Source organism: Olivibacter sp. SDN3, from assembly GCF_014334135.1.
Lineage (GTDB): Bacteria > Bacteroidota > Bacteroidia > Sphingobacteriales > Sphingobacteriaceae > Olivibacter.
In genome coordinates, this window is the sequence record NZ_CP060497.1 from 4,556,582 (window position 1) to 4,581,461 (window position 24,880).

A 24,880-nucleotide genomic window follows, 5' to 3' on the forward strand; every position below is an offset into this window, starting at 1 on the left:
ATGATAGCTGACGTATTTATAAAAAGGCCCGTTACCGCCATGGTAATATCTATTGTGATACTACTTGTGGGGGCCATTTCCATCATAAATCTTCCTGTAAGTCAATACCCGGACATCACACCACCAACTGTTCAGGTAGAGGCTAATTATACAGGAGCTGATGCACAAACTGTTGAAGAAACCGTAGCTACGCCCACGGAAATACAAATCAATGGCACGCCCGGAATGGCTTATATGAGTTCCAATAGTACGAACAATGGTATGATGTCTGCTACTGTAACATTTGATATAGGTACAGATATCGATATCGCTGCGCTTGATGTGCAAAACCGGGTCAGTGTAGCCGAACCCACCTTGCCAGAAGCAGTCAGACGCTTAGGGATTACGGTTAGAAAGCGAAATCCAACCATTTTAATGGGGATTGCCCTGTATTCACCTAACGGCACCTATGACCGAAAATTTCTCTCCAACTACGCGAGTATTTACCTTAGAGATGCATTGTTACGGGTAAAGGGAGTAGGTGATGTAAGGAATGTTGGGCAGGACTTTAGCATGCGTATTTGGTTGAATCCTCATAAAATGTCTCAGCTAAATATTACTTCCAATGAAGTTACTGCTGCATTACAAGATCAAAATATGCAGGTGGCCGGTGGTCAGGTTGGCGTAAGTCCGCAAGACGAAGCGCAAGCCTTTGAGTATTCCATCTTATTGAATGGTCGCATCTCCGAAGAAGAAGAGTTTGAAAAGGTCATTATTCGGACAAATCCCGATGGTTCCATTGTTTACTTAAAGGATATCGCCCGCGTGGAACTTGGTCAGTTCAATTATAGCGCTGCGGCAACCACCAATGGGAAGCCCTCCACTATGCTGTTGGTTAACCAAATTCCAGGTGGTAATGCACTTGAAACGGCAGAAGGAATAACAGAGACACTGGAACAACTAAAAACAAGTTTTCCTAAAGATCTCGATTATACTGTAGGCTTCGAATCGATCACCGTGGTAAAAGTCTCCATTAATGAGGTTATCCATACCTTGGTGGAAGCGCTCGTGCTGGTAACACTCGTCGTATTTTTCTTTCTACAAAGTTGGCGGGCCACTTTAATCCCTATACTGGCCATACCGGTATCAATTGTTGGTACCTTCATATTCTTTATTCCATTGGATTTTACGATCAATACATTGACGTTGTTTGGTTTCGTGCTTTCCATAGGTATCGTGGTAGATGACGCTATTGTTGTTGTGGAAGCGGTCCAGCATTATATAGACAATGAAGGCCTATCGGCCAAAGAAGCGACGAGAGCAGCTATGAAAGATATATCGGCGCCAGTAATCGCCATTGCGCTTATTTTGGCAGCCGTATTTATCCCTGTTGGTTTTATCCCCGGGATGGTGGGCCGTTTGTACCAACAGTTTGCCATTACCATCGCCATTTCAGTATTGCTATCAGCCTTTGTAGCACTGTCACTTACACCGGCATTATGCTCCATCATGCTTAAACCTATGAAACTTGACGAAAATTCAAGAGGTTTAAATAAGTTCTTTTATAAATTCAATCGGTGGTTTGCTAAAACCACTGAAAATTATGGAAAAGGTGTACAATATGCTATCAAAAAAACACCTTTGGCTCTTGTAATGCTCGTTTGCATATATCTTGGTACAGGATTGTTATTTAAGGCCAAACCCACCGGTTTTATTCCGCAGGAAGACGAAGGACGGCTTTTCATTTCCATCACTCTTCCGGAAGGTGCCTCTACCTCACGTACCGCCGAGGTAATTGATTCTGTAGCAAGCATTATCCAAAACAAGTTTCCTCAATTTAGGACGTATACCGGTATTGCAGGATTAAATGCCCTTAATTTCTCTTTCAAAAGTAACTCCGCTACCTTCTTTACCCAATTAAAACCCTGGGACGAAAGAAAAGCTCCGGAAGATAAAATTGATGCGATCGTTGCTAATCTTAGGAAAGAGGTTTCGGGAATAAAAGGAGCGAATATTGTAGTGGTAACACCTCCCGCAATCCCAGGTATGGGTAATACTGGTGGTTTTAGCTTTATGTTGGAACAGCGCCAAGCTGGTAGTGTACAATCCTTTGAAGAGAACGTTAATAAGTTTATTATGGCGGCCAACCAGAGACCGGAAATTGCTATGGCCTATACGTTTTTTAATGCACAGACTCCCAGTTACCAGGTAAATATTGACCGGGAAAAAGCAAAGCGCATGGGAATTCCTCTGAATGCTATCTATAGCACCATTTCAAATTTTATGGGAAGTGCCTATATTAATGACTTCACACGTTTTGGAAGAAACTTCAGGGTGGTCACACAGGCAGAAAGTCAATATAGAAGTGATGTCGTCGATTTAAATGGCTATTATGTTACCAATAACGAAGGTGTACAAGTACCTATTAGTGCAATAGCGTCTTGGGATAGGGTAAAGAATGCCGCTTTGATTTCTCATTACAATCTTTTTAGGTCGGCCGAGATAAACGGAGATGCCGCTCCCGGTTATAGCAGCGGACAGGCCATGCAGGCGCTGGAAGAGGTCGCATCTGAAGTATTACCCACAGGTTATGGTTATGATTTTTCCGGACTCAGTCTCGAAGAAGCAAGTGCAGGCAATACGACCACTATTATCTTTATGTTGTCAATTATTTTTGTATTTCTATTATTGGCAGCATTATACGAAAGTTGGTCAGTACCATTTTCTATCATATTATCGGTACCACTTGGCGCTTTTGGGGCTATAGTAACCTTGATGTTCATTCCTAAACTAACCAACAATATCTATGCACAGATCGGATTGATTACACTGATAGGCTTATCAGCCAAAAATGCTATCCTGATTGTTGAATATGCAAAAGAAAGGTTGGATTGGGGAATGGGACTTCTACCTGCGACTATAGAGGCAGTTAAGCTCAGATTACGTCCGATTATCATGACATCTGTAGCTTTTATATTAGGAGTTTTTCCATTAGCACTTTCTTCTGGAGCAGGAGCGGTATCAAGGCAAACCATTGGTTGGACGGTTGTTGGGGGGATGTTTGCGGCCACCCTACTCGCCTTATTTATTGTCCCAGTATTGTTCGTTATCATCAGTAGAATTGCCTACGGAAAGAAAAAGCTTCAAGAGCTTGAGGCTAATTACAACCCCGATGAGCATAGTCATAAATCACACTAGTTAAATAAAAATATCTGGGCCTTAATGACATTGTTAATGCCCAGATATTTTGTTAGCTTTTATTCTTTAACTCTCGTCCACGTTTCTGTTCTTCCAAGTAAGCTTACACCTACATAACCTCTTATGTCCAATTTATTTTGATCTTTTAACGTCATTTTACAACTATAGGTCTTTCCAGATTTAGGGTCGTATATTGTACCATCTTCATAAGAACCTTTTCCTTTATCTACAAAGCCTTGCAAAATTTGCAGGCCTTGAATAGGCCTAGATTGTTTTTCCTTATCTGGATTCTTGGAATCCTTTTTTGGCTGTCCATTTTCATCATTTGGTTCTTTAAGCCAGTATAGCTTTCCGAAAAAATTATCTCCTTCTTTTGAGATTTCAATTCTCCCTTCACCACTAGGATTTTGCCACTTACCGACTATATCATCACCTTGCGAAAATGCATGTAAGGATATTATACAAAAAATCAAAGCAAACAGAATTTTTTTCATAACTAATAGATTTAAAATAGTTCAATTGATACTTATTAACACATTTATATAACCTCTTTAGAATTAGTAAGTATTATGCATGCATAAAAATAAATGTTTTTTTTTAAAGAACCTCGTTAGTGTTCATAAAGTTTGCACACACGAATCAAAAAAGAAACTTGTTATTAAGAAATATTTCCTAAACCAAATACAAGTGTTATATTTGCAGCCACTTCGCGGGTATACACCGCATTCCCTGCCCAGGTGGCGAAATTGGTAGACGCACCATCTTGAGGGGGTGGCGCCCTAAGGGCGTGGCAGTTCGAATCTGCTCCTGGGCACTATCGAAATGGAAGCCATTGCGAAAGCTAGGGCTTTTGTTGTTTTATGGTGAGCCAAGCTTGTGCTTGTGTGAGCGATAAAACAACAAAAGGCAAAGCCACGAAGTGGCCGGCTTCCATTTCGATGGTTGACCTCCTACCCACAGATGGCTGCGGCCATCAAGTGCGGAACCGCGGGGCACAGCCAATCTGCTTTTAGACGCTTTAATTCTGTCTTATATTTTTTTATCCTCTAGATATTTTTTAAAGATATCTTGGTATACCTTTATAAACCATACGGTAAACTGATCTGGAAACGAGTTGACTGATTGTTGGAGTGCATCAAACGCTATCCACTTAAAATCCATCACCTCTTCTTGATTTACCAGTGCTACTTCACCATTGTAATTCCCTGTCAACAAATGATCGTATTCATGTTCTATTAATCCGTTGTCAAGATGCGCTTTATAGATAAAGGAATCTATAAGCTTTAAATCAGCAACAATTCCCATTTCTTCAACTAATCTTCTTTTAGCAGCATTCATGATAGTCTCTCCCGGAGCTGGATGACTACAACACGTATTTGTCCATAGTCCTCCACTATGATATTTATGCATAGCCCGTCTTTGCAATAGCAGCTCATCCTCACTATTAAATAAAAAAACGCTAAAAGCTCGATGTAGAATTCCTTTTTGATGCGCTTCCATTTTTTCCATACTTCCCACTATTTCATCCTGTAGATTAACCAATATTACTTCTTTCATAATTGTATAGAACTTTTTTTGGCACTGTTAAAGTATGCCCAAAATTTGATACCTTTTACCATTAAATAACACATCGTCGCCGATTGATTTATACAGAAATAATTTTCCGAGAGGCGATTTAGAAGATATCACATAAAAATTTATTTCATCTAAGATAATAGTTCCGGCACTAATTGAAAGATAAAAATGTCCGTGATCGGTAAGAACCAGCGATCCCAGACATACGTTTCCAGCTCTTGCATGGCTATTTAGATGATCAACTATAGTACGCATCTCTTCAGCATCTTTTAATAAACCTTGACTTCTTTCGATCTCTTGCTGCATCATTTCCCGAGTGGTTTCATACTTATCACCAGCGCTGCTTTTGGTGTCATCGTTAGCGGCATCTCTTGCTGCTGTTAATGCATCCTGAGCAGTTGTGATGCGTTGATCTACATAAGCTACAATATACTCATATAGTTTCTCTTTTACTCCTTGATCAATTTGTTTCAACATATGCAATTATATGCTAAAAATTCAAGAAAAAAGGTCTTAAAAGTTCAATATATTCTTCTGAGTACACCCCTTTTTCTTTGTAGATGACAAAATCACTGCAAGTACTAGCTTCTTCATTTTTTGAAAGAAAAAGAATCTCTCGAAAACACTCACTATGTACAAAAGACTTTAGGCGAATGGAGCTTACCTGATTGAAAGCAAACAACGTATTAGCGCTTTCAACAACATAACTCGCTAAGGCCGGTGGTAATACCAGTTGTAAGAAACCATTAGGGGCAAGCCAAGTATGCGATCGACTTAGTAAATCCTCATAAAACCTGAAAGATGCATGCCTTGCATTTGATTTCCTGATATCCGGGCTCTTCAAGGCGTTCATAAAAAAAGGAGGATTACTTACAATCAAGTCATAGCAAAATGATGTAGAAAAGGTCTCAAAAGCTGTTTGATGGGCGTTTAAACGACGTGAGAATCGGGAATCAGCAAAATTATCCCGAGCCAACAGGAAGGCTATTTTGTCAACTTCCAGGGCATCGACAACCGCTTGTTCGAAGCGTTGAGCCATCATTAATGCAATAACTCCGGTGCCTGTACCAATATCCAAAATACGTTTAGGCGCTTTATGGTAAGCAAGCGCTCCCAACAAAACACCGTCCGTATTAATTTTCATTGTAGCTCCTTCCTGCTCTACACTAAATTCTTTAAATCTAAACGGGGATGACATGCTTTGTTCTGCGGTGGAAATATTTAAAAAATAGCCCCGACTTTGGAGCAAAGATAAAAGCCAAAAGAAAAAATAGACCTAATATTACCGTCATACAACCGGCAATCGAAGCATTTAACCAATAAGCCAACCAATAGCCGAAAACAGAAATGCATATTCCCAAAATCACGGTGATGGTCATCATCTTCTTAAGGTCTTCTGTCAGTAAATAAGCTGTGGCCGGAGGGCCGATCAAGAATGCAACCACCAAAATTGCTCCAACAGACTCGAATGAAGCAACTGTAGTTAATGATACTGCACCCATTAGCAAATAATGCCATAAAGTTGTAGAGATACCAATGGCCGCTGCAAAAGATGGATCAAAAGCTGTTACGGTTAATTGCTTATAACCCAGAACAATAAACAGTAACACCAGTATAAGGATAATGGATAAAATGTATACAGGTCTAGGTCCCATCACCATACCAGAGTCTAATATCCAAAGATCGATAGGTACGTATGCAATTTCTCCATAAAGTACACAATCTTGATCTATATCCACTTTACCAGCAAACACACTGATCAAAATAATGCCTATTGCGAAAAGTAAAGTGAACGTTACGCCAATAGCAGCATCTGTTTGTAAATTAGCTTTCGTATGGAAATATTCAATAATGAAAGTAGTTAATAGACCAATTCCCCCCGCCCCTATCAACATAATTACTGGATCACGATTTCCACTCATCAGGAAAGCGATAACTATACCCGGTAAAACGGCATGACTGATTGCATCGCCAACCATGCTCATTTTTCTTAATATTAAATAACAGCCCAAAAGGCCGCAAGAAATTGCGACAAGGGCCCCCGTTAAAATAATCCAGAAAGCAATCATACCATATTTTTAAATACTCAATTTGCCTTACGCTAGGATCTTGGAATTTCTTGTTTATGAGGATCTATCTTAGGATAATCCAATAAATGTTCCAACTCTGTCTCAATTTCAGGCGTTATAATATGCTCAATCGTTTCGGCATCATCATGCACATGATCAGGAGCTATTTTCATATAATTTGTTAAGTACAGTTCCCATAGTCGATGTAATTTCACCACCTTTGCTGCTTTTTCAACACCCTTCGCGGTAAGTTGCCATTGACCTGCCAATGGCTCTAACAATCCTTTAATTTTTAACCTTTTTAATCCTTGATAAAGGTTACTTTTTCCGAGCGCTCGTTTACCCAACAAAACAGCAATACTCCTTGGTGCTTGAAAACTCTTATCCTCTTCGCCAAGATGATAAAACACTTTCAAGGTGTTTTCCTCTAACATCAGAAACCTATTCTGTCTGCTATTGTACCACCTTGCTATTATCCCTTTCCGAGGCGCCAATAGAAAAGAGCAAACAGCAATTATTGACGAAACAACAACCATCCAAGGGCCCGTGGGCATAGATGGCGCCACATAAGATATATATGCACCAGCAATTCCCGATATGGCTCCAAAAATTGCAGCAAGTAACACCATGATTCGAATATTGTCTGTCCAATACCGAGCAGCGGAACCCGGTGTGATTAACATTGCTGCCATCAAAACTACACCAACAGCGGTTATACCAGTTACCACCGCTAAAACTGTAAGCGTTGTAAGTAATACATCCAAACCTCGTACAGGTAAGCCCAAACTAATGGCATAACTCTCATCAAATGCTACCAACGTTAGTTCTTTAAAAAAAACAGACACAACCACTAACAGAACGATCGAAATAATACTGAATACCCAAAGATCTTGGCCTACGAGAGCCGCAGCTTTGCCAAATATAAAATTATCCAGACCACTTTGAGCGGAATTACCAGATTGTTGTATAAAAGTCAATAATACAATACCAACACCAAAGAATACAGAAAGCACTAAACCGATAGCTGCATCCTGCTTTATTTTCGATTTAGCCGTAATATAATCGATAGCTAATAGTGATATCCAGCCAGTTATAAAGGCACCTACAATTAGCAATACCGTATTCTTGTCTCCCGCAAATAAAAATGCAGCACACACTCCCGGTAGTACAGAATGGGCAACGGCATCTCCCACAAGTGCTTTTTTCTTAAGCAGGGTAAAGCACCCTACAATGGCCGAACTTGCGGCTAATAATATAGCGCCCAAAACTACATATCGAATATTGGGATCTGTGAATGAAAAAAAAGTAATGAGATCCTCCATACCTGATCAATTTTCTCTAGATGGCATTTGTTTTTCTTTTAAAATATTACCAACCTCAGTTAGTAAGGTTAGCTTGCCTCCATATGTTTCCTGTATTAACTCATTATTAAACACCTTTTTTGTAGGCCCTGAAGCCACCAAGCGCATATTAATAAGAATTACCCAATTAAAATAATTAATAACCGACTGTATATCGTGATGCACAACAATAATTGTTTTGCCTAAGTTTGCCATATCCCTGAGAATTTCGATGATGGCTTTCTCCGTGGCTGCATCGACTCCAGCAAAAGGTTCATCCATGAGATAGAAATCTGCTTCTTGTGCAAGTGCTCTTGCTAGAAATACTCTTTGCTGTTGCCCACCAGATAATTGTGAAATCTGCCGTTTAGTAAAGGCGCTCAAACCCACCTTATCGATGCATTCCAGGGCTATTTTTTTATCCGCCTTACTTACCCTTTTTAACAGTCCTATTTTTCCGTATCGTCCCATCAGCACCACATCTAAAACAGAGGCAGGGAAATCCCAATCGACAGATTCTTTCTGTGGAACATAGCTAACCCGTCCCCGAACTTTATCTAATGATTGATTAAAAATTTTTACATAACCGCTCGACACCGATAGTACGCCCATAATGGCCTTTATTAAAGTAGATTTTCCTGCACCGTTTGGTCCGATTATTCCAGCAATACAGCCCTTTGGCAAGGTGAAATCAATTCCCCATAAAACAGGTTTACGCGAATAACTCACTGTCAAGTCGTGTACTTCCAATACAGGATTGTCAACATGTTCAATCATTGCTATCTATTTTATATTTAACACTACTTTAAAGCATCTACAATTGTTCGTACATTATATTTAAACATCCCAATGTATGTTCCCTCTGGAGTACCTTCTGCCCCCATGGAATCGGAAAAAAGATTACCTCCTATCTTCAATTCTCCACCCCGTTCACGTACACCGGCAACAACAGCATTAATCGCTCTATCTGAGACCGAAGTTTCAACGAACACCGAACTAATATCCCTTTCCATAATCAAACGAACCAAAATAGAAACATCTCTCAAACCAAACTCCGCGGTAGTGGATATGCCTTGTAGGCCTTTGACCTCTATTCCGTAAGCCTGTCCAAAATAATTAAATGCGTCGTGCGCGGTAATCATTACCCTTTTTTTTGGAGGTATTGTCTGGATTTGCGCCCTCACTTCCACATCCAAAGCATCTAACTGCTCAATATAATGATCGGCATTTAATCGATAGTATGCAGCATTTGCCTGGTCTAACTCCATTAAACGTTTCGCCAGCAAATCCACTACTGCCGACCAGAGTTTTATATCAAACCAAATGTGTGGATCAACAGCCGAACTAAAGGAACGATCTACTCTTACCATCGCTTTGGGAAGTTGATCTCCTACGCCAAATACAGGTTTTGTACGCCCAAGTTTCGTCAGCACTTCTGTAAGCTTTCCTTCTAAATGTAAGCCGCCAAAAACAATCAGATCGGCTTCTAAAAATTTCTCAAGATCACCTTGGCTTGCTTTATATAAGTGAGGGTCAACCCCGGCACCCATAATTGCCACTACATCTGCAGTGTCTTTCACAATATTTCTAACAGCATCTGCCAACATTCCGGTCGTGGTAACAATATATGGCTTATCCCTTTTTAGAGATGGCTCACGGCAACCTGAGAGCTGGCTGAAAATAACTAAGGCGAAAATAAAAATCTTGATTTTCATATATCCGTAAACAAAAATATAAAAATTAGACTAACCTAACAATTTTTGTACGGCCTTTTTAACAAAAACTTTGTTAAGACGAAGGTATAACGATAAAAAACGAGTAGTGCTTTCTCTGACTTTCTTTCACCTAATAACGCGCCTTGTTTATTCTTACGTTTTGAAGAAACCTAGTTATTGTTACATACAAAAAAAGCAATCTCTTTTGAGATTGCTTTTTTTGTATAACTTATAACACCTTATGTTGCCCAGGCTTTATCTCCTTTTTTATAGGGCACGTTGCCATCGTATTTTCCTGGAATCAGAACATAACGCATAGCTTTTGTTGCTCCCAACTCGGAAGTAAAAAAACCTAAGAGTGTTAATTGTTTAACCATGCTAAAATAGTGTGCAGGATCTTCTGATTTTTTGTTGCTGGCATGATCTTTTGCCTCCTTATCGATTTCCGTAAGTAAGGTGGTGCGATCTTCCTTCGTCAATTCCTGAAACTTCTTCCCAAATTTGGATTGCGACGACTCCTCTAGTTTATTCAAACCATCAAGAAATATCTTTTGATCTTCTTTGGTATAACAGTCGCGTACCATTACGGGAATAAATGCCCCCACACCTGCTTCTTTGGCTCCTGGAGTGGCCGTTTGTGGCAGGATTGTTTCAGCAATATCTCCTAAATAATCGATTTGTTCATCTTTGAACAGACTTTCGACGTCTTTAGATGCAGGTCGAGTACAGCCTTCCAGAAATAAGTTGGCACCAATTACGGTACCCCCCATAATCCAAGCTACTCGGCTTAAGGCTTCTCTTCTATTCATATCAAATTAATTAATTCGTTTTATTATAATGTATAATTTATATCCCAACCGGTACGGTATTCCCGTTTAACATACTGGTTCACTTCATCAAAGTTTGTCACTTTCATCGCGTCATTGTCCCATATCAACTTGATGTTGCGGCCAGGGTAATCATTATTAACTTTCAAGTCAGCACCTCTTATAGCGAGATTAGCCATTAACAAAGCCTCGGTTAATGGTCCTGCAATTTCAAACGGAGAACTAACCTCTTGTTTGCCGTAACCTGCTAAGCATGCTTCTACCCATTGTGCGTAATGCCCGCCTTCTTCACCATTAACTCGTGCATACTTTTGAGGTACGTTTACACTGTCTGTTTTCGAAGTAGGTAATAAGCGTGCATTTTTTCCATAAGTATCGGCTAGTATTTTACCTTTGGTACCTATAATTAAAATTCCGTTACCACCATCACCAAAGATTTCATTTGGCTCCAATTCTTCAGGTCTTTCAGGTTGAATACCTCCATCCATCCAATGCAACTTTATTGGTCCAGTAGTTTTTTCTGTTTTTGGGAATGTTAAGGTCGCGTGACTTGATGGCGGGCAACTTTCTGGAAAATATCCACGTTTAAACTCGTCGACATACACTGTTCCAACACTTGCTTGAACATCCTGAACATAAGTTAAACCGAACATACTAAAAGGCATTTCAAGTAAATGGCATCCCATATCACCTAAAGCCCCTGTTCCGTAATCCCACCAACCACGCCAATTGAAAGGCACCAATTTATCAATATAGTCCTTCTGAGGCGCTGTTCCCAACCAAAGATCCCAATCCAATTCCTTGGGAACCTCTGCTTTTTGAGTTGGCCATTGAATTCCTTGCGGCCACACGGGTCGGTCTGTCCAGCAATATACCGTATGAACATCTCCTATTATCCCAGCCTCGTACCATTCACGTGCTTGTCTCGGGCCATCATTAGATGCTCCCTGATTACCCATTTGCGTAACCACTTTATATTTTTTAGCGGCATCCGTCAATATTCTTGCCTCCCAAACATCGTGTGTTAATGGCTTTTGCACGTAAACATGCTTTCCTAACTGCATTGCTGCCAGGGCTTGAATCGCATGATTATGGTCGGGTGTTGAAACGGATACTGCGTCGATATGCTTGTGTTCTTTATCAAGCATTTCTCTATAGTCCTTATAGTATTTCGCTTTAGCATATTTCTTTACAGATCCAGCAGCTCTACGGTCGTCTGCATCACAGAGAAATGCTATCTCTGCTTTACCGCTGTCATAGAAAGAGTTAATATCGCTGGATCCCTTCCCTCCTACACCAATTCCGGCTACCTGTAATTTATCGCTTGGCGCTATAAATCCAGTTCCACCCAGTACGTGTCTCGGAACAATCATAAAGCCGGCAGCAGCCATAGCCCCTGTTTTTAGAAAGCTTCTTCTGGATTCGCTTATCTTTTTCTTTTTGTTGCTATTATTAGTATCAGACATAATTTAATATTAAATATAGTTTTAATTTGTTTGAATTAAAGATTTCCCTTTTTCAGCTCGTTAACGGCAAAATCAGCCGCACGTGCAGTTAATGCCATATAAGTGAGTGAGGGATTTACACAGGCCGCAGATGTCATACATGCTCCATCCGTAACAAATACGTTAAGTGCATCCCAAACTTGATTTTTTTCATTCAGAACCGATGTTTTTGCATCTCTTCCCATTCTGGCAGTACCCATTTCATGAATACCCTGTCCAAAGCCATATTCTCTGTTATAAGTATACACATCTTTCACTCCCGCAGCTTCGAGCATCTCTTTCGCATCGTTGGCCATGTCTTCACGCATTTTAAATTCATTCTCTTTCATCTCCACATCGAAAGCCAAAACAGGTAGCCCCCATTTGTCTTTCTTCTCTTTATCCAGCGTAATTTTATTCTCATGGTACGGCAATATTTCACCAAAACCACCCAGTCCTATACTCCAAGATCCTGGTTCGCAAAGTTCGTCTTTCCAATCGCCACCAATATTCATTTCAGGAATATCACGACTCCAACCTTGCCTACTGGCACCCCCTTGATAACCAAAGCCTCTTATATAATCGCGCTTATCGTCTCCTACATTTTGGAAACGAGGTACGTAAAGACCGTTTGCACGTCGACCGAAGTAGTATTTATCTTCAAAACCTTCAACCCGGCCTCCTGCGCCAACACCCAAGTGGTGGTCCATCACGTTATGTCCGAGCTCTCCACTACTGCTTCCTAAACCACCTTCCCAGATGTCAGTTGCAGAATTCATCAATACCCAGGCAGAGTTTAATGCCGAAGCATTCACAAAAATCACTTTTGCGAAGTATTCATATGTTTGGTTGTTTTCTGCATCCAACACTTCAACTCCCTTGGCTTTTTTCGTATCCTTATCATATAATATTTTTGTAACAATAGACCAAGGCCGAACAGTTAGATTACCTGTTTTCATAGCTACGGGTAACGTAGCAGATTGCGTACTGAAATATGCTCCGAAATTACATCCCAACCAACATTTATTCTGGTATTGACAGTTCACCCTGCCATTATGAGGAACAGTAATGTTAGCGGTACGACCTATAATAAAATGTCTCTTTCCTCCATAGTGTTTTTTCACACGTGCCGCGATATCCTTTTCCACGACATTCATTTCCATAGGAGGCATAAATTCCCCGTCGGGCAATATATCTATACCATCTTTATTTCCACTTATGCCAGCGAACTTCTCTGCGTAACTGTACCAGGGTGCGATATCCTTATAACGAATAGGCCAGTCAACAGCTACTCCATCTTTTAAATTAGCTTCAAAATCTAAATCACTTAATCGATAACTTTGACGACCCCACATCAGTGATCTTCCGCCAAGATGATAACCACGGTACCAATCAAAACGCTTGATTTCAACGTACGGACTTTCCTTTTCATTAACCCAGTAATTTAAGTTCGTTTCATTTAAGGGATAGTCGCGTTTTAGTACAGGATAATCCTCAATCATCTTTTGCGTTCTTCCGCCCCTATGCGGAAAATCCCACGGGTTTTTATTAGGGCTCTCATAGTCTTTGATATGCTCAATGTTTCTGCCACGTTCAAGCATAATCGTTTTGAGACCCTTCTCTGTCAATTCTTTGGCTGCCCAGCCTCCGCTGATACCTGATCCGATTACTATCGCATCATATACATTATCTGCCATAATTTGATTTAGTTTATTTTGTCGTTTTAGTATTTTTAGTTAGAGTTATTTTAATGTTTTTTTCTCTTGTGTAAGGATTTGGTTTTAACTATCTATACGTTACACAGATGGATTTATTTCCTTTTCTTCCTTGAAGAAAACAAAAAAGAGTACAAATACCACCGCTGCGATTGAGGCGGGTACGATCCATACACTTTGCCAAAAATTAGTTACTTCGGCTTCTTTATAATATTCTGTTACAAAACCCGCTACCCAAAAGCCAATCAACATACCGACTCCATACGTAGCCAAAGTAACTAAGCCTTGAGCCGAAGATTTATATTTCTCACCGGCACGTGCATCTGTATAAATTTGTCCGGAAACGAAAAAGAAATCGTAACATATACCATGTAAAGCAATTCCTATGATTAACATGAAAGATAATTCGTCTGCATTACCATAAGCGAACAGTATATAGCGGATAGCCCATGCTATCATACCGAACAAAATAGTTTTCTTAAAACCAAAACGGCTAAAGAAAACTGGCAATAACAAGAGAAACAAGGCCTCCGATATCTGTCCGATGGCCATTTTGCCCGTAGGATTAGGAAGACCAATATCCGATAAAAATGGATTCGCGTTTTGGTAATAGAATGCCAAAGGTATACAGATAAGAATTGCTGATACGAAAAAGACAAGAAAATCTTTCTTATTTAGCAATTTAAGAGCATCTAACCCTAATATTTCGGATATACTACTTTTTTGACCAGCCTCTCTAGCAATTGGAGGGGTTTTAGGTAAAATAAAACTATATAGCCCCAAGATCAACGATGCAATACCAGCCATTAAAAAAGTGTTTCTAAGAGCCCCCTCTCTTAAACTTTCCCCAGAATCCCAGTGAAATAGGTAACTAATTACCAGACCTGCGATAATCCAGCCGATAGTTCCCCATACTCTGATAGCGGAAAATTCCTTTTCAGGGTTGCTCATCTGTCTAAAAGAAACTGAATTAACTAAAGCCAATGTAGGCATATAGGCGATCATATAAGCCAATACATAAGGATAGAAAACTGCGACATTCGATGCGCTATACATTTGATACATCAATAACGCGCCCACCAAATGCAATACGCCCAGTATCCGCTCTGCGTTAAAATAGCGATCAGCAATTAAGCCAATGATAAAGGGGGCTATTATGGCTCCGAAAGATTGCGTTGAAAAGACATTTGCACTTTCGAGGCCAGTAGCATTCAAATTGATATTCAGGAACGTTCCCAATGTAACAAACCATGCTCCCCAAATAAAAAATTCAAGAAACATCATAAAAGAAAGCTTAATACGTGTAGTTGTGTTCATAATAAGGTTTAGTACAAGTTTTGGTTGCTCTAGTATGTTTTACTGACTCAAGCATTAATAAATAGTTAATTTTCAATTAGTTAATATAATAAAGTTAGCTCACAAGACAAACAAATTATAGCTGTTTGCCTACAGAAATCTAAGTTAAAATTTACTAAAAGTAGTCGATTTTTTAAAAATTCCAAAATACCGTTAGAAATTTTATTGAACTTAATATCAAACGCTTCGGATAAAAAAAATATTGTACAAATCCGTATCATCAGTAAAAACACTGATAATCAACATGTATAAAGTACACTAAGATTATTATTATGGTAATATTTCCGTTGTATAACAATTTAGATATATTGTCATTTTCAATAAAAAAATCCTGCAATCAATCATATGCTTGCAGGATTTTTCAAAAGCTAAACCGTTTTTTCTATTGTCTGCTACTATAATTTGGAGCTTCTTTGGTGATCGCAATGTCATGTGGGTGACTCTCACGCATACTTGCTGCACTTATTTTAACGAATTTTACCCCTTGAAGCTGTTCGATAGTTGCAGCACCGCAATAATGCATACCGGCTCTTAAACCACCTATGTATTGATAAACAATTTCAGCTAATGTACCTTTGTATGGCACTCTGCCAACAATACCTTCAGGAACCAACTTAGTTACGACATCTGTTTCATCCTGAAAATAACGGTCTTTCGACCCTTTTGCCATGGCGTCTACAGACCCCATACCCCGGTAAGATTTAAATTTTCTACCTTCATAAATAATTGTTTCGCCAGGTGACTCTTCTACTCCCGCAAATAAAGAACCCGCCATTACGGTACTGGCTCCTGCTGCGATTGCTTTCACGATATCCCCCGTTTGCTTAACTCCGCCATCGGCTATTACTGGAATTTCTCTGCCTCTGAGTGCTTTGGCGCATTCGAAAACAGCATAGAGCTGTGGAACACCTACCCCAGCCACGATACGGGTGGTGCAAATAGATCCTGGTCCGATCCCCACTTTAACAGCGTCTGCGCCAGCATCTGCCAGGGCAATAGCAGCCTCTGCTGTCGCTATATTTCCAGCAATAACCTGTAAATCCGGATATCTACTCTTTACCAATTGCACCATATCAACCACTCCTTTCGAATGGCCGTGTGCGGTATCAACGGTAATAACGTCGACACCAGCTTTAACTAGCTCAGTTACACGGTCTATATTGTCAGCCGCTACACCTACTGCTGCACCCACTAGTAAACGACCATGTTGATCTTTCGCAGCATTTGGATAGTGTTTAAATTTCTGGATATCCTTAAAAGTTATTAAACCCACAAGAATACCGTCCTCGTCTACGACGGGTAATTTTTCAATCTTATAGTTTTGCAGTATTTCTTCTGCTTTAATTAAGTTGGTGCCAACAGGAGCAACAACTAAATTCTCCTTAGTCATCAGCTCACTAATTGGCCTGTTCATATCTTTTTGAAAACGTAAATCCCGGTTGGTTACAATACCTACAAGCTTATTTCTATTATCCAATACAGGAATCCCACCTATTTTATTTTCCTTCATAATATTAAAGGCATCACCAACCAGCGCATCTTCATTTAAGGTAACCGGATCTTGAATCATTCCACTTTCGGATCGTTTCACTTTACGTACCTCTCCCGCCTGTGCTTCTATACTCATGTTCTTATGTAAAATACCAATACCTCCCGCTTGGGCTAAAGCAATAGCAAGCTCGGATTCTGTAACAGTATCCATAGCAGCGGAAATTAACGGGATATTTAGCCGGATTTTTTTTGTCAACTGCGTACCTGTGTCCACGTCGCGTGGCAATACTTCTGAGTACGCAGGAATTAATAATACATCGTCGTAGGTGAGACCTTCAGCTACAAACTTTTCTGGATCTAATTGCATAGCAAATATGTATAGGGGTTACTATTTGCCAGGCAAAAGTACGATTAATTTTCGTATTTCAATTAGCTCTTTTATCAATTCTACCTCTTTTTTGTAAGCTCAAAGTAATTTTGTATATCTAGTAATTACCTTTCGTATGGATATGCCAAAATTGCTTTTTGAACGATAAGTTTTTCTTGCGGATAGCTGTCCCTCTTCGCATCCAGTTTTAGGTGATATGATGTATATATAAATACATTTTACCATCATATAATAAATAAATCCGTACCTTTGCACCTATTTTTAACATAGCACCTCCACGTTCCACCATGAGCACATTAAAGACAGAAATTGATAAAAGAAGAATTTTTGGCATAATCAGTCACCCTGACGCGGGTAAAACGACATTGACAGAAAAGCTCTTACTTTTTGGTGGTGCTATCCAAAAAGCAGGTACCGTAAAGCGCAATAAAGCGGATAAAACTGCCACATCTGACTTTATGGAAATCGAAAAACAACGGGGAATTTCTGTTGCGACGTCAGTCATGGGTTTTAACTATAAAGATCGAAAAATAAATATTTTGGACACACCGGGTCACAAGGATTTTGCTGAAGACACTTATCGTACCTTAACTGCGGTAGACTCGGTGATTTTAGTGGTGGATTGTGTAAAGGGGGTTGAAGAGCAAACACGAAAATTGATGAACGTTTGTCGGATGCGTCATATTCCGGTAATGGTGTTCATCAACAAAATGGATCGCGAAGGGAAAGACCCCTTTGATCTGTTGGAGGAAATCGAAAAGGAGTTAAACATTTCTACTAGGCCATTGAGTTGGCCGATTGGAATTGGGAGTACCTTTAAGGGAGTATATCATCTTTTTAAAAAACAGCTGAAGCTGTTTAGCCCCGATAGCAAAATGGAAATTTCGGAAGAATACCTACAATTAGATGATATTCAAAACAAGGAGTTAACTGTGCGTATCGGTGAAAAAGCAGCTCAAAAACTCAGAGACGAGGTAGAACTCGTGGAAGGTGTTTACGAGCCATTCGACCTTGGTCTTTACAGGTCTGGCTATTTGGCTCCGGTTTTTTTTGGAAGCGCTATCAACAATTTTGGCGTACAGGAATTATTAGATACATTCATTGAAATTGCTCCACCACCACAGGCAAGGGAAACGGACATGCGTAAAGTTGAACCGGGGGAGGCTAAATTTAGTGGTTTTATCTTCAAGATACACGCAAACTTGGACCCAAACCATCGTGACAGGATTGCATTTTGCAGAATATGTTCCGGAAAATTTGAACGAAACAAATTCTATCAACATGTACGTTTATCAAAAAAACTTAAGTTCGCGTCTCCGACTAGTTTTATGGCCGATACGAAGAGTCTTGTCGAAGAAGCTTGGCCTGGAGATGTAATCGGCCTTTACGATGCCGGGAATTTTAAAATTGGTGACACGCTTACTGAAGGCGAGCCACTGAAATACCTTGGTATCCCAAGCTTTTCACCGGAAATTTTCAAAGAACTGGAAAATACCGACCCTATGAAGACAAAACAGTTAGAAAAAGGGATTAGTCAATTAGTTGACGAGGGGGTTGCGCAATTATTTATTCAAAACTTAGGTAGTAGAAAATTTGTCGGAACGGTTGGAGAGCTACAGTTTGAAGTAATCAAATTTAGATTGTTAAATGAGTACGGAGCATCCTGTAATTTTCGTTCAATTAGCTTTACCAAAGCGAGTTGGATCATCTCTGAAAACAATGAACAAATCCAGCAATTAATGCGTTCTCAAGCAAACCGTATCGCGTTTGACAAAGAAAACAGGCCTGTATATCTTTCAAATTCTAAATGGGACATTGATTCAACCATGCGGGAATATCCCGATATTATCTTTCATGAAACCTCCGAATGGTAACAGATTTATCATCTATCCATTGATTATTAAATCCAGCATCCACATTAGCTCATTTATTGCAATACCATTCTCCTTAATATCCATTGTCGCCGTACTAATCAGTGGCCGGCGATTACCTCATTACGGTCCTAATTGACATTATCTTCATATTAAATGTCACAGTAAATAAGTTTCAACATTGTTTTAACTAAGTTTTAACGAAGGCGTCTAAAAAGGGCGCCTTCTTTCGTTTTGTATCTACCTGTAGAGTCTATCGGTTTTAGGATGTTACTCTATGCGACCAATGGTTGATAGCAGTAGTTTATCCATTTGGGGTCATAAATAAGGGGATTATTGTATTTAGGTTCGTTGTTTGGGCCTGACGAAGTTGTTTTCAGGAGCTTTTTCGACCATTTTCTCAGGTTATGCCCTATACACATCAGGGCGAACTCAATATCGACCTTTTCAAGCCCCCTCATGGTTAACCTGTTGAATCTGTTGTTGCTTTTCATCTGTCCGAAGACCGCCTCCACTTCTATGGGGCGTTTACTCCGGTGGTACTTTCCTGTTTCCGATGTTAGACGTTCGCGTGCCCTGGTCTTCAGTTCGTTCAACCGGTGGTTGACTTCGATGATCCTGTTTCCCTGCGCTTTATAGCACTGCCCCCGAAGCGGGCAGCCTTCACAGCGTTCGGCCCTGTAATAGCTCACCCGGGAACTATATCCATTGGTGCTTTTGCGTATTCCCTTACCGGCAAACTCCATCTTCTGTCCCATCGGGCACACATAGAAGTCCTGCTCTTTATGATAATACAGGTTCTGTAATAGAAAAGGATTGTTCCTCTGGTTGCGTTTCTGCTCTTTGTGGAAGTAATTATATTTCACGTAACCTTCTATGTTCTTTGATTCCAGCATTTCATAGTTCTCTTCACTTCCGTAACCGGCATCGGCCACCACCACATCGCTCTGCCTGTTATATTGATCTTCGAAGCTATCAAGATGGTCTTCCAATGTGGTGGTATCGGTGCTTGTCTGGTGGATACTGTAGTGGGTGATGAACTGTTCTTCCGTACTGATCTGCGTGTTGTAGGCCGGTTTGAGCTGCCCGTTCTGCATGTGGTCATCTTTCAGCCGCATGAAGGTGGCATCTTCATCGGTTTTGCTGTAACTGTTCCTTTCCCCCAGTGTAGCCAATTGCTTTTCGTACTTTTCCAGCCTTGGAAGATGTTCTTCCCGCAGCTTTTTAAGCTGTTTTTGGGTAGGTTTTGCTGTTGCTTTGAGCTTTTCGTTCAGTAAAGAAAGTCTGTCCCTGAGCTCATTGCTCTTAATAGGTTTGGGTGTTTCATCCCTGCCCAGTTCCGATTGGTCCTGTTTTATCTGTGATTCAATGTCCGAGAGGACCGACTGTATTTTATTTTCCAGTTTTGCTTTGTTCTTTTCCACCGAACCTTTCCATACAAAAGTGTAACGGCCTGCCGCCGATTCAATCTTTGTACCGTCTATGTACTGGACCTTTAGGCTTACATAGCCCAGTTCGGCAAGCAAACGGACAACATCGGCAAAAAGGGAATGGATATGCCCTTTAAGTCTTTTGCCACGGAAGTGGTTGATCGTTCGGTAATCCGGTGCACTGTGGCCCGAAAGCCACATGAAATAGATATTCTCCTGTAAGGCCTTTTCTATCCTGCGGCACGAATAGATGTTGCCCAGATAGGCATAGAACAGCACTTTGATCATCATACGCGGATGGAAACTGCTCGTGCCGCCACCTTTGTACTGTCCTATGATGTGGTCGATGTTCAGTCTGTCAACCACTGCATTTACCAGACGTACCGGGTGGTTCTCTGGGATCTTTGCAAAAATATCTTCCGGAAACAGGCTCGGACTGTTGGACGGTAATGCTTTGAATAGTATGTTTGCCATATTGTTTGGGTGCACCTAAAAATAACTGTTTTTTAGGACAAAAAATAAAAATCCCCGACACTTTTTCAGTATCGGGGATCTTCTATTAATAGGGCTTTTTAGACAGCTCCGTTAATCCTCTATCAACCCTTTGTTTATACTATGTTAATTTAGAATTTAATATGAATATGGCATGGGTAAATGTGTACCAAAACGGATAGGAAATCAACGCAGGAAACGTTAACAACAAATTCAAAATCCAGCAAAACTAAATAGGTTATAGGGAAAATCAACGTAAGGTTGGGTAACTTACAAACTGTAATCTTCCATTCCCATTAATTGTAATCGTATCGGCTTGCTCATTACCTTCTTGGTCTATCAAGTGCAAAACAATGTTATTTGTTCCTTTCTTCAAAGGTATACGTGTATAATATATTTCGTTTGGCAGCGATTGCCAGTTCCTCGTGTCCGCTTTTTCGGACAATAAACTATATAGTTGCACTCCAAAGCCTAAACTTTCCAGCAACACATTATCTTTACCATCTTTTCCGGTTCCTTTAGCACTTTCCTTTAGTACATACTCTGCTGTTTTTTTAACAGCTAGACGGGTAAGCATTTTCCCTATTTCCTTGGTATACCGCTGTTTTAGCGTCTCGACTGCCAGCACATTGATATCTTCTGCTTTTTCAAAATATAAAGTCTCATTATCAACTTCAACACGCGCTTCGCTATAATAGGGCGCGGAAGAAATATACCTAGGTAAAGTAGCCCGTATCGTGTGAACATCATTCAAACTGCTTCCTCCTTTGTAAACATCCCGATCAACCGGAATATATATCGTTCCAGTTGAATTAGTAAAAAACCAGTCACCATCACTGCCCTTAATCATGGAAAATAAAATCTCTTCTTGTTGTTTAATCGGAGCTAAACCATTTTCCCAAAATAGAATAAGCTCCCCTCCTTCGCCAGGAATATAGTGCTCATAAGGTATCTTAAACAACTGTTCAAAGTGCTGTAGCTCGCTATCAAAACCATTGAGGTAAGCCATCCTCATGACATCATACTTTAAACCAAAGGGTATTTTTATGCCATATGAAGTACTATCAGAGCTTCCTAAGTAAACGTTTGCTGCATTTCTATAGGCTATGAAAGCATTGTTGAAGTCACGATCATGTTCATATATCATGCCTTGAAGCATCAGCGAAAAAGCATCCTTGGTATATCTATTTTCCCTGTTGTTAAATTTATCCGACTGTTCTTGAGTCTGCAAAGTTATTCTTCTAGCCTCCACTATGGCATCCTCTGTCTTTTGCAGGTACAAATAATTGAGTGCTTTGTAATAATGCACCATGAATTTTTCAAAATCCTCCCCTTTATAGTTCTGGGCCATCGGATTCAGGACGACACCGACAACGGCATCCTGTACATTGCTGAGTCCAATTTCTAATAGACGATCAGCCTCGTTAAAATAGTTATTACTAGCCTCGTAATCGCCATTCAAGTGAGAGACCCTCCCCATTTCTAACAGATAAAGCAACTTATTTCTTGGCTTTTTCAATAACGCGATTTTTGACAGATTCTGCTCGGCCTCTTGAAAATTACCTTCAGATATTTTCTTGTAGTAAGGAGCAACTCTACTATTATAAGAGGCGCAATTACATAGAAAGAGCATCGAAAGGAAAATTATCGATGCTCTAAAAATATGCCTGAATCGTTCCTTCATAGGATATATGGAGCTACTACGCTTAGTTTCTAACGTATTTCGCTATCTTTTTGTCGCCTATCCAAATTACCTCATTACTCTGAATATCAGTCAACTCAAGATCAACTTGATAATAAACTACTTTTTGACGTTTATGAGAATCAACAATAGAGTTTATAGAACCTTGAAGGATGTAATCAGCGCCATTTTCGAGCCCAAATTTTTTCATTGTTGATAAAGAAGCATTATCCTGCTGATCTGCTTTTTCGGCCCTTAACTCTTCTCTCTTCTTACCTCCTTGAACTAACCTAACGCGTTGTGTTTGGACGAAAGCTCTTTCGATGTCCTTCACAAATGTTTCAGCATCTATATGTTCATGACTTTTGTTCTGCATCATCCCCACTACAACGACAGGCTTAGTACCACCGTTTTTTTCAAGATGATTACCTAGCCAACTGGATCCCAAAATTGTTTTGGTCATTTCGTCCGCAACCATCCGCGAATCTGTATTATTCCAATTGCCACTAATATCAATGGCTTCGTCTGGACTAACCCTTGTTACCTGTCTAGCGCAAGATGAAATAAAAAGGGTGATTGCTGCCACAAACAAAAGAGGTTTTACTTGCATATCTATTTCTATTAATTTAATTGATGTTTTTTCACTTTTGTACATTACGGATCTACCAAAATCCGCCAATTCTGAAACCATACGAAGGATACCAACCCCAATTGTTAAATCCAATATTATTGTAAAAACCAAAACTTGGATAGTACCAATCCCAATAAGGATTACTTACCCTTTCCAAGTGTCTTCTTTCTTTACGGAGTGCACGTCGCTCCTGTCTGGCGGTGTACCAATCGTAGGCTTTATAAGTTTGCTGCACTGTCGTTCCTTGTGTCCTCAACAATGAATCGCTTATTATAAGATATTTCTCTGCACTTTTGTAGTGCCGCGGGTTTTGGTCTGACAAATTTTTATCTTGCGTATATCCTAAGCTAACAAATAAGAATAGAACCATTAAAAGAACGGGGATCCATTTTTTATTCATCTCTTTCAAATTTTTGATATGACAAAGGTATTCTTTAATTGTTACAAAATGACTCTTAATACGCATGATAGTAGTATTTACTCGCTATCTTTTGACAATAAAAAAACATAAAGGATTAAAGTAAGCGAAAAATTATTCATTGCCATTAGAAGTTGATAAAAGCAATATGAGCCGGTATATCTCCCGTACTGAAAGACCGTACAAGTTTACCAGAGGTATCATATTGATGTAATGTTCCGGGTGTAACGTAATTTTTCGCATCAGTAATGTATATATCTTTCCGCTCGGGATCTACTGCTATACCATATGGCATAGCTATCTGTTCTTCGCTTCCATCCTTTATATACACAGAAGGAGGAGCGTTTACATCACTTAGGTCTATCAAATGGTAACTGATATTATTTTGTTGTTCCTGATTACTCCATTCGGAACTATAGGTATAAAGTTGTTTGCCATCTATCCAAAAGTTGCTGATGGGTAAGTTAAACGTGTGCGCTACTTTATCTGTCTTAGTGTCTACCAAAAATAAGTTTGAGTGCTGACCGGTATAATCGCCCCTTGATGAAACTAAAATATTTCCGTCATGATCAACCTTTAGCCGATGGAGGTTAATTCCCACATCAATTCGTTTTATTTCAGCAAATGCATCGAGATCGATCACGGACAAGGTGCGTTCGTACGCATTTGGATTATATCCTCCTGAATTTGCTACATATAGTTTATTGTTGGCTATTGCAACACCGTCTGGTTGTCTTCCTACACTGACACTTCTTGTGATACTTAAAGTAGATGTATCTATTTCAACCACCTTTCCGAGAGGAGAATTGGGATCCAAACCTATTTCTGCATTATACGAACTAACATACGCTTTATCTTCATGAAAAGTGATATAACGGCAGTTAATAAGGTCAATTTGTTTTATTCTCTTCGCTGTATTTGCGTCAAGAACCTCTATTTTATTAGATGCATTGACGATTACGTATAATTTACTTCCGTATAACTGAACATCGTTTCCAACATCCCCTAGGCCCAATACAACCCCTGGATTAGCTCTTCTATAAACATCGCGCTCATAGCGATCCGTGTGATAATCGTAAAAATCAAGCGAAGCCTTGTTCATTGACATATTTCCCTCATTTAACAAGTAAAACCCTTGTTTAAAATTAAAAGACTCCTCTGGCAATTCTTCGGCATTTTTCCTACAGCCACAAAACAATAACATACTTATAATTAGCATG

General features: G+C 39.8%; 19 protein-coding genes, 1 tRNA gene and 1 pseudogene. 3 read left to right on the plus strand and 18 right to left on the minus strand.

From position 1 onward, the window contains the following. On the plus strand, positions 1–3,177 hold the full coding sequence (locus H8S90_RS19215; protein ID WP_187339433.1) for an efflux RND transporter permease subunit: 3,177 nt from the start codon (positions 1–3) through the stop codon (positions 3,175–3,177). A 59-nt stretch (positions 3,178–3,236) separates the two neighbouring features. On the opposite strand, the gene H8S90_RS19220 is transcribed toward H8S90_RS19215, so the two are convergent. Beyond that, the gene (locus H8S90_RS19220; RefSeq protein ID WP_187339434.1) at positions 3,237–3,671 is read right to left on the minus strand and encodes a DUF2147 domain-containing protein; all 435 of its coding nucleotides are present in this window, start codon (positions 3,669–3,671) and stop codon (positions 3,237–3,239) included. Between the two features lie 237 nt (positions 3,672–3,908). On the opposite strand from H8S90_RS19220, the gene H8S90_RS19225 reads away from it, so the two are divergent. After that, positions 3,909–3,991 (plus strand) — tRNA-Leu (locus H8S90_RS19225). Between the two features lie 215 nt (positions 3,992–4,206). On the opposite strand, the gene idi is transcribed toward H8S90_RS19225, so the two are convergent. The 12 genes from idi to guaB all read right to left on the minus strand — a co-directional run bounded on the left by idi (position 4,207) and on the right by guaB (position 17,116). Beyond that, positions 4,207–4,734 (minus strand): isopentenyl-diphosphate Delta-isomerase, encoded by a 528-nt coding sequence (gene idi, locus H8S90_RS19230; protein WP_187339435.1) that lies wholly within the window; start codon positions 4,732–4,734, stop codon positions 4,207–4,209. A 27-nt stretch (positions 4,735–4,761) separates the two neighbouring features. Next, entirely contained in the window at positions 4,762–5,229 is a 468-nt protein-coding gene (locus H8S90_RS19235) for a 3-oxoacyl-ACP synthase (protein ID WP_187339436.1), read from the minus strand. Positions 5,230–5,242: 13 nt separating this feature from the next. Further along, entirely contained in the window at positions 5,243–5,950 is a 708-nt protein-coding gene (locus tag H8S90_RS19240; protein WP_187339437.1) for a tRNA1(Val) (adenine(37)-N6)-methyltransferase, read from the minus strand. Continuing rightward, on the minus strand, positions 5,934–6,821 hold the full coding sequence (locus tag H8S90_RS19245; RefSeq protein ID WP_255501660.1) for a metal ABC transporter permease: 888 nt from the start codon (positions 6,819–6,821) through the stop codon (positions 5,934–5,936). Before H8S90_RS19245 ends, H8S90_RS19240 begins: the two co-directional genes overlap by 17 nt. 32 nt (positions 6,822–6,853) lie before the next feature. Beyond that, entirely contained in the window at positions 6,854–8,143 is a 1,290-nt protein-coding gene (locus H8S90_RS19250; RefSeq protein ID WP_187339438.1) for an iron chelate uptake ABC transporter family permease subunit, read from the minus strand. Positions 8,144–8,149: 6 nt separating this feature from the next. Next, positions 8,150–8,938, minus strand: a complete 789-nt coding sequence (locus tag H8S90_RS19255; RefSeq protein ID WP_187339439.1) for a metal ABC transporter ATP-binding protein — start codon at positions 8,936–8,938, stop codon at positions 8,150–8,152. A 23-nt stretch (positions 8,939–8,961) separates the two neighbouring features. Continuing rightward, entirely contained in the window at positions 8,962–9,876 is a 915-nt protein-coding gene (locus tag H8S90_RS19260; RefSeq protein WP_187339440.1) for a metal ABC transporter solute-binding protein, Zn/Mn family, read from the minus strand. A 239-nt stretch (positions 9,877–10,115) separates the two neighbouring features. After that, positions 10,116–10,685 (minus strand): gluconate 2-dehydrogenase subunit 3 family protein, encoded by a 570-nt coding sequence (locus tag H8S90_RS19265; RefSeq protein ID WP_187339441.1) that lies wholly within the window; start codon positions 10,683–10,685, stop codon positions 10,116–10,118. 23 nt (positions 10,686–10,708) lie between these two features. Further along, entirely contained in the window at positions 10,709–12,169 is a 1,461-nt protein-coding gene (locus tag H8S90_RS19270) for a Gfo/Idh/MocA family oxidoreductase (protein ID WP_187339442.1), read from the minus strand. A 35-nt stretch (positions 12,170–12,204) separates the two neighbouring features. Beyond that, entirely contained in the window at positions 12,205–13,884 is a 1,680-nt protein-coding gene (locus H8S90_RS19275) for a GMC oxidoreductase (RefSeq protein ID WP_187339443.1), read from the minus strand. Positions 13,885–13,983: 99 nt separating this feature from the next. Beyond that, a complete protein-coding gene (locus H8S90_RS19280) occupies positions 13,984–15,219 on the minus strand; it encodes a nucleoside permease (RefSeq protein ID WP_187339444.1) in 1,236 nt (411 codons plus the stop codon). A 421-nt stretch (positions 15,220–15,640) separates the two neighbouring features. Beyond that, the gene (gene guaB / locus H8S90_RS19285) at positions 15,641–17,116 is read right to left on the minus strand and encodes an IMP dehydrogenase (RefSeq protein WP_187339445.1); all 1,476 of its coding nucleotides are present in this window, start codon (positions 17,114–17,116) and stop codon (positions 15,641–15,643) included. A gap of 308 nt (positions 17,117–17,424) precedes the next feature. On the opposite strand from guaB, the gene H8S90_RS19290 reads away from it, so the two are divergent. Beyond that, entirely contained in the window at positions 17,425–19,011 is a 1,587-nt protein-coding gene (locus H8S90_RS19290; protein ID WP_187339446.1) for a peptide chain release factor 3, read from the plus strand. A gap of 377 nt (positions 19,012–19,388) precedes the next feature. On the opposite strand, the pseudogene H8S90_RS19295 reads toward H8S90_RS19290, so the two are convergent. The 5 genes and pseudogenes from H8S90_RS19295 to H8S90_RS19315 form a co-directional block, all read right to left on the minus strand. Beyond that, positions 19,389–20,912: pseudogene (locus tag H8S90_RS19295) on the minus strand (IS1182 family transposase); the annotation flags it as partial. Positions 20,913–21,180: 268 nt separating this feature from the next. Continuing rightward, on the minus strand, positions 21,181–22,563 hold the full coding sequence (locus tag H8S90_RS19300; protein WP_255501661.1) for a COG3014 family protein: 1,383 nt from the start codon (positions 22,561–22,563) through the stop codon (positions 21,181–21,183). 73 nt (positions 22,564–22,636) lie between these two features. Further along, positions 22,637–23,335, minus strand: coding sequence for a penicillin-binding protein activator LpoB (locus H8S90_RS19305; protein ID WP_255501662.1), 699 nt, complete (start codon positions 23,333–23,335; stop codon positions 22,637–22,639). Next, positions 23,274–23,642 (minus strand): hypothetical protein, encoded by a 369-nt coding sequence (locus H8S90_RS19310; protein WP_187339448.1) that lies wholly within the window; start codon positions 23,640–23,642, stop codon positions 23,274–23,276. The genes H8S90_RS19305 and H8S90_RS19310 overlap by 62 nt, the downstream gene beginning before the upstream one ends. A gap of 145 nt (positions 23,643–23,787) precedes the next feature. Next, positions 23,788–24,864 (minus strand): YncE family protein, encoded by a 1,077-nt coding sequence (locus H8S90_RS19315; RefSeq protein ID WP_255501663.1) that lies wholly within the window; start codon positions 24,862–24,864, stop codon positions 23,788–23,790. Positions 24,865–24,880: the final 16 nt, after the last annotated feature.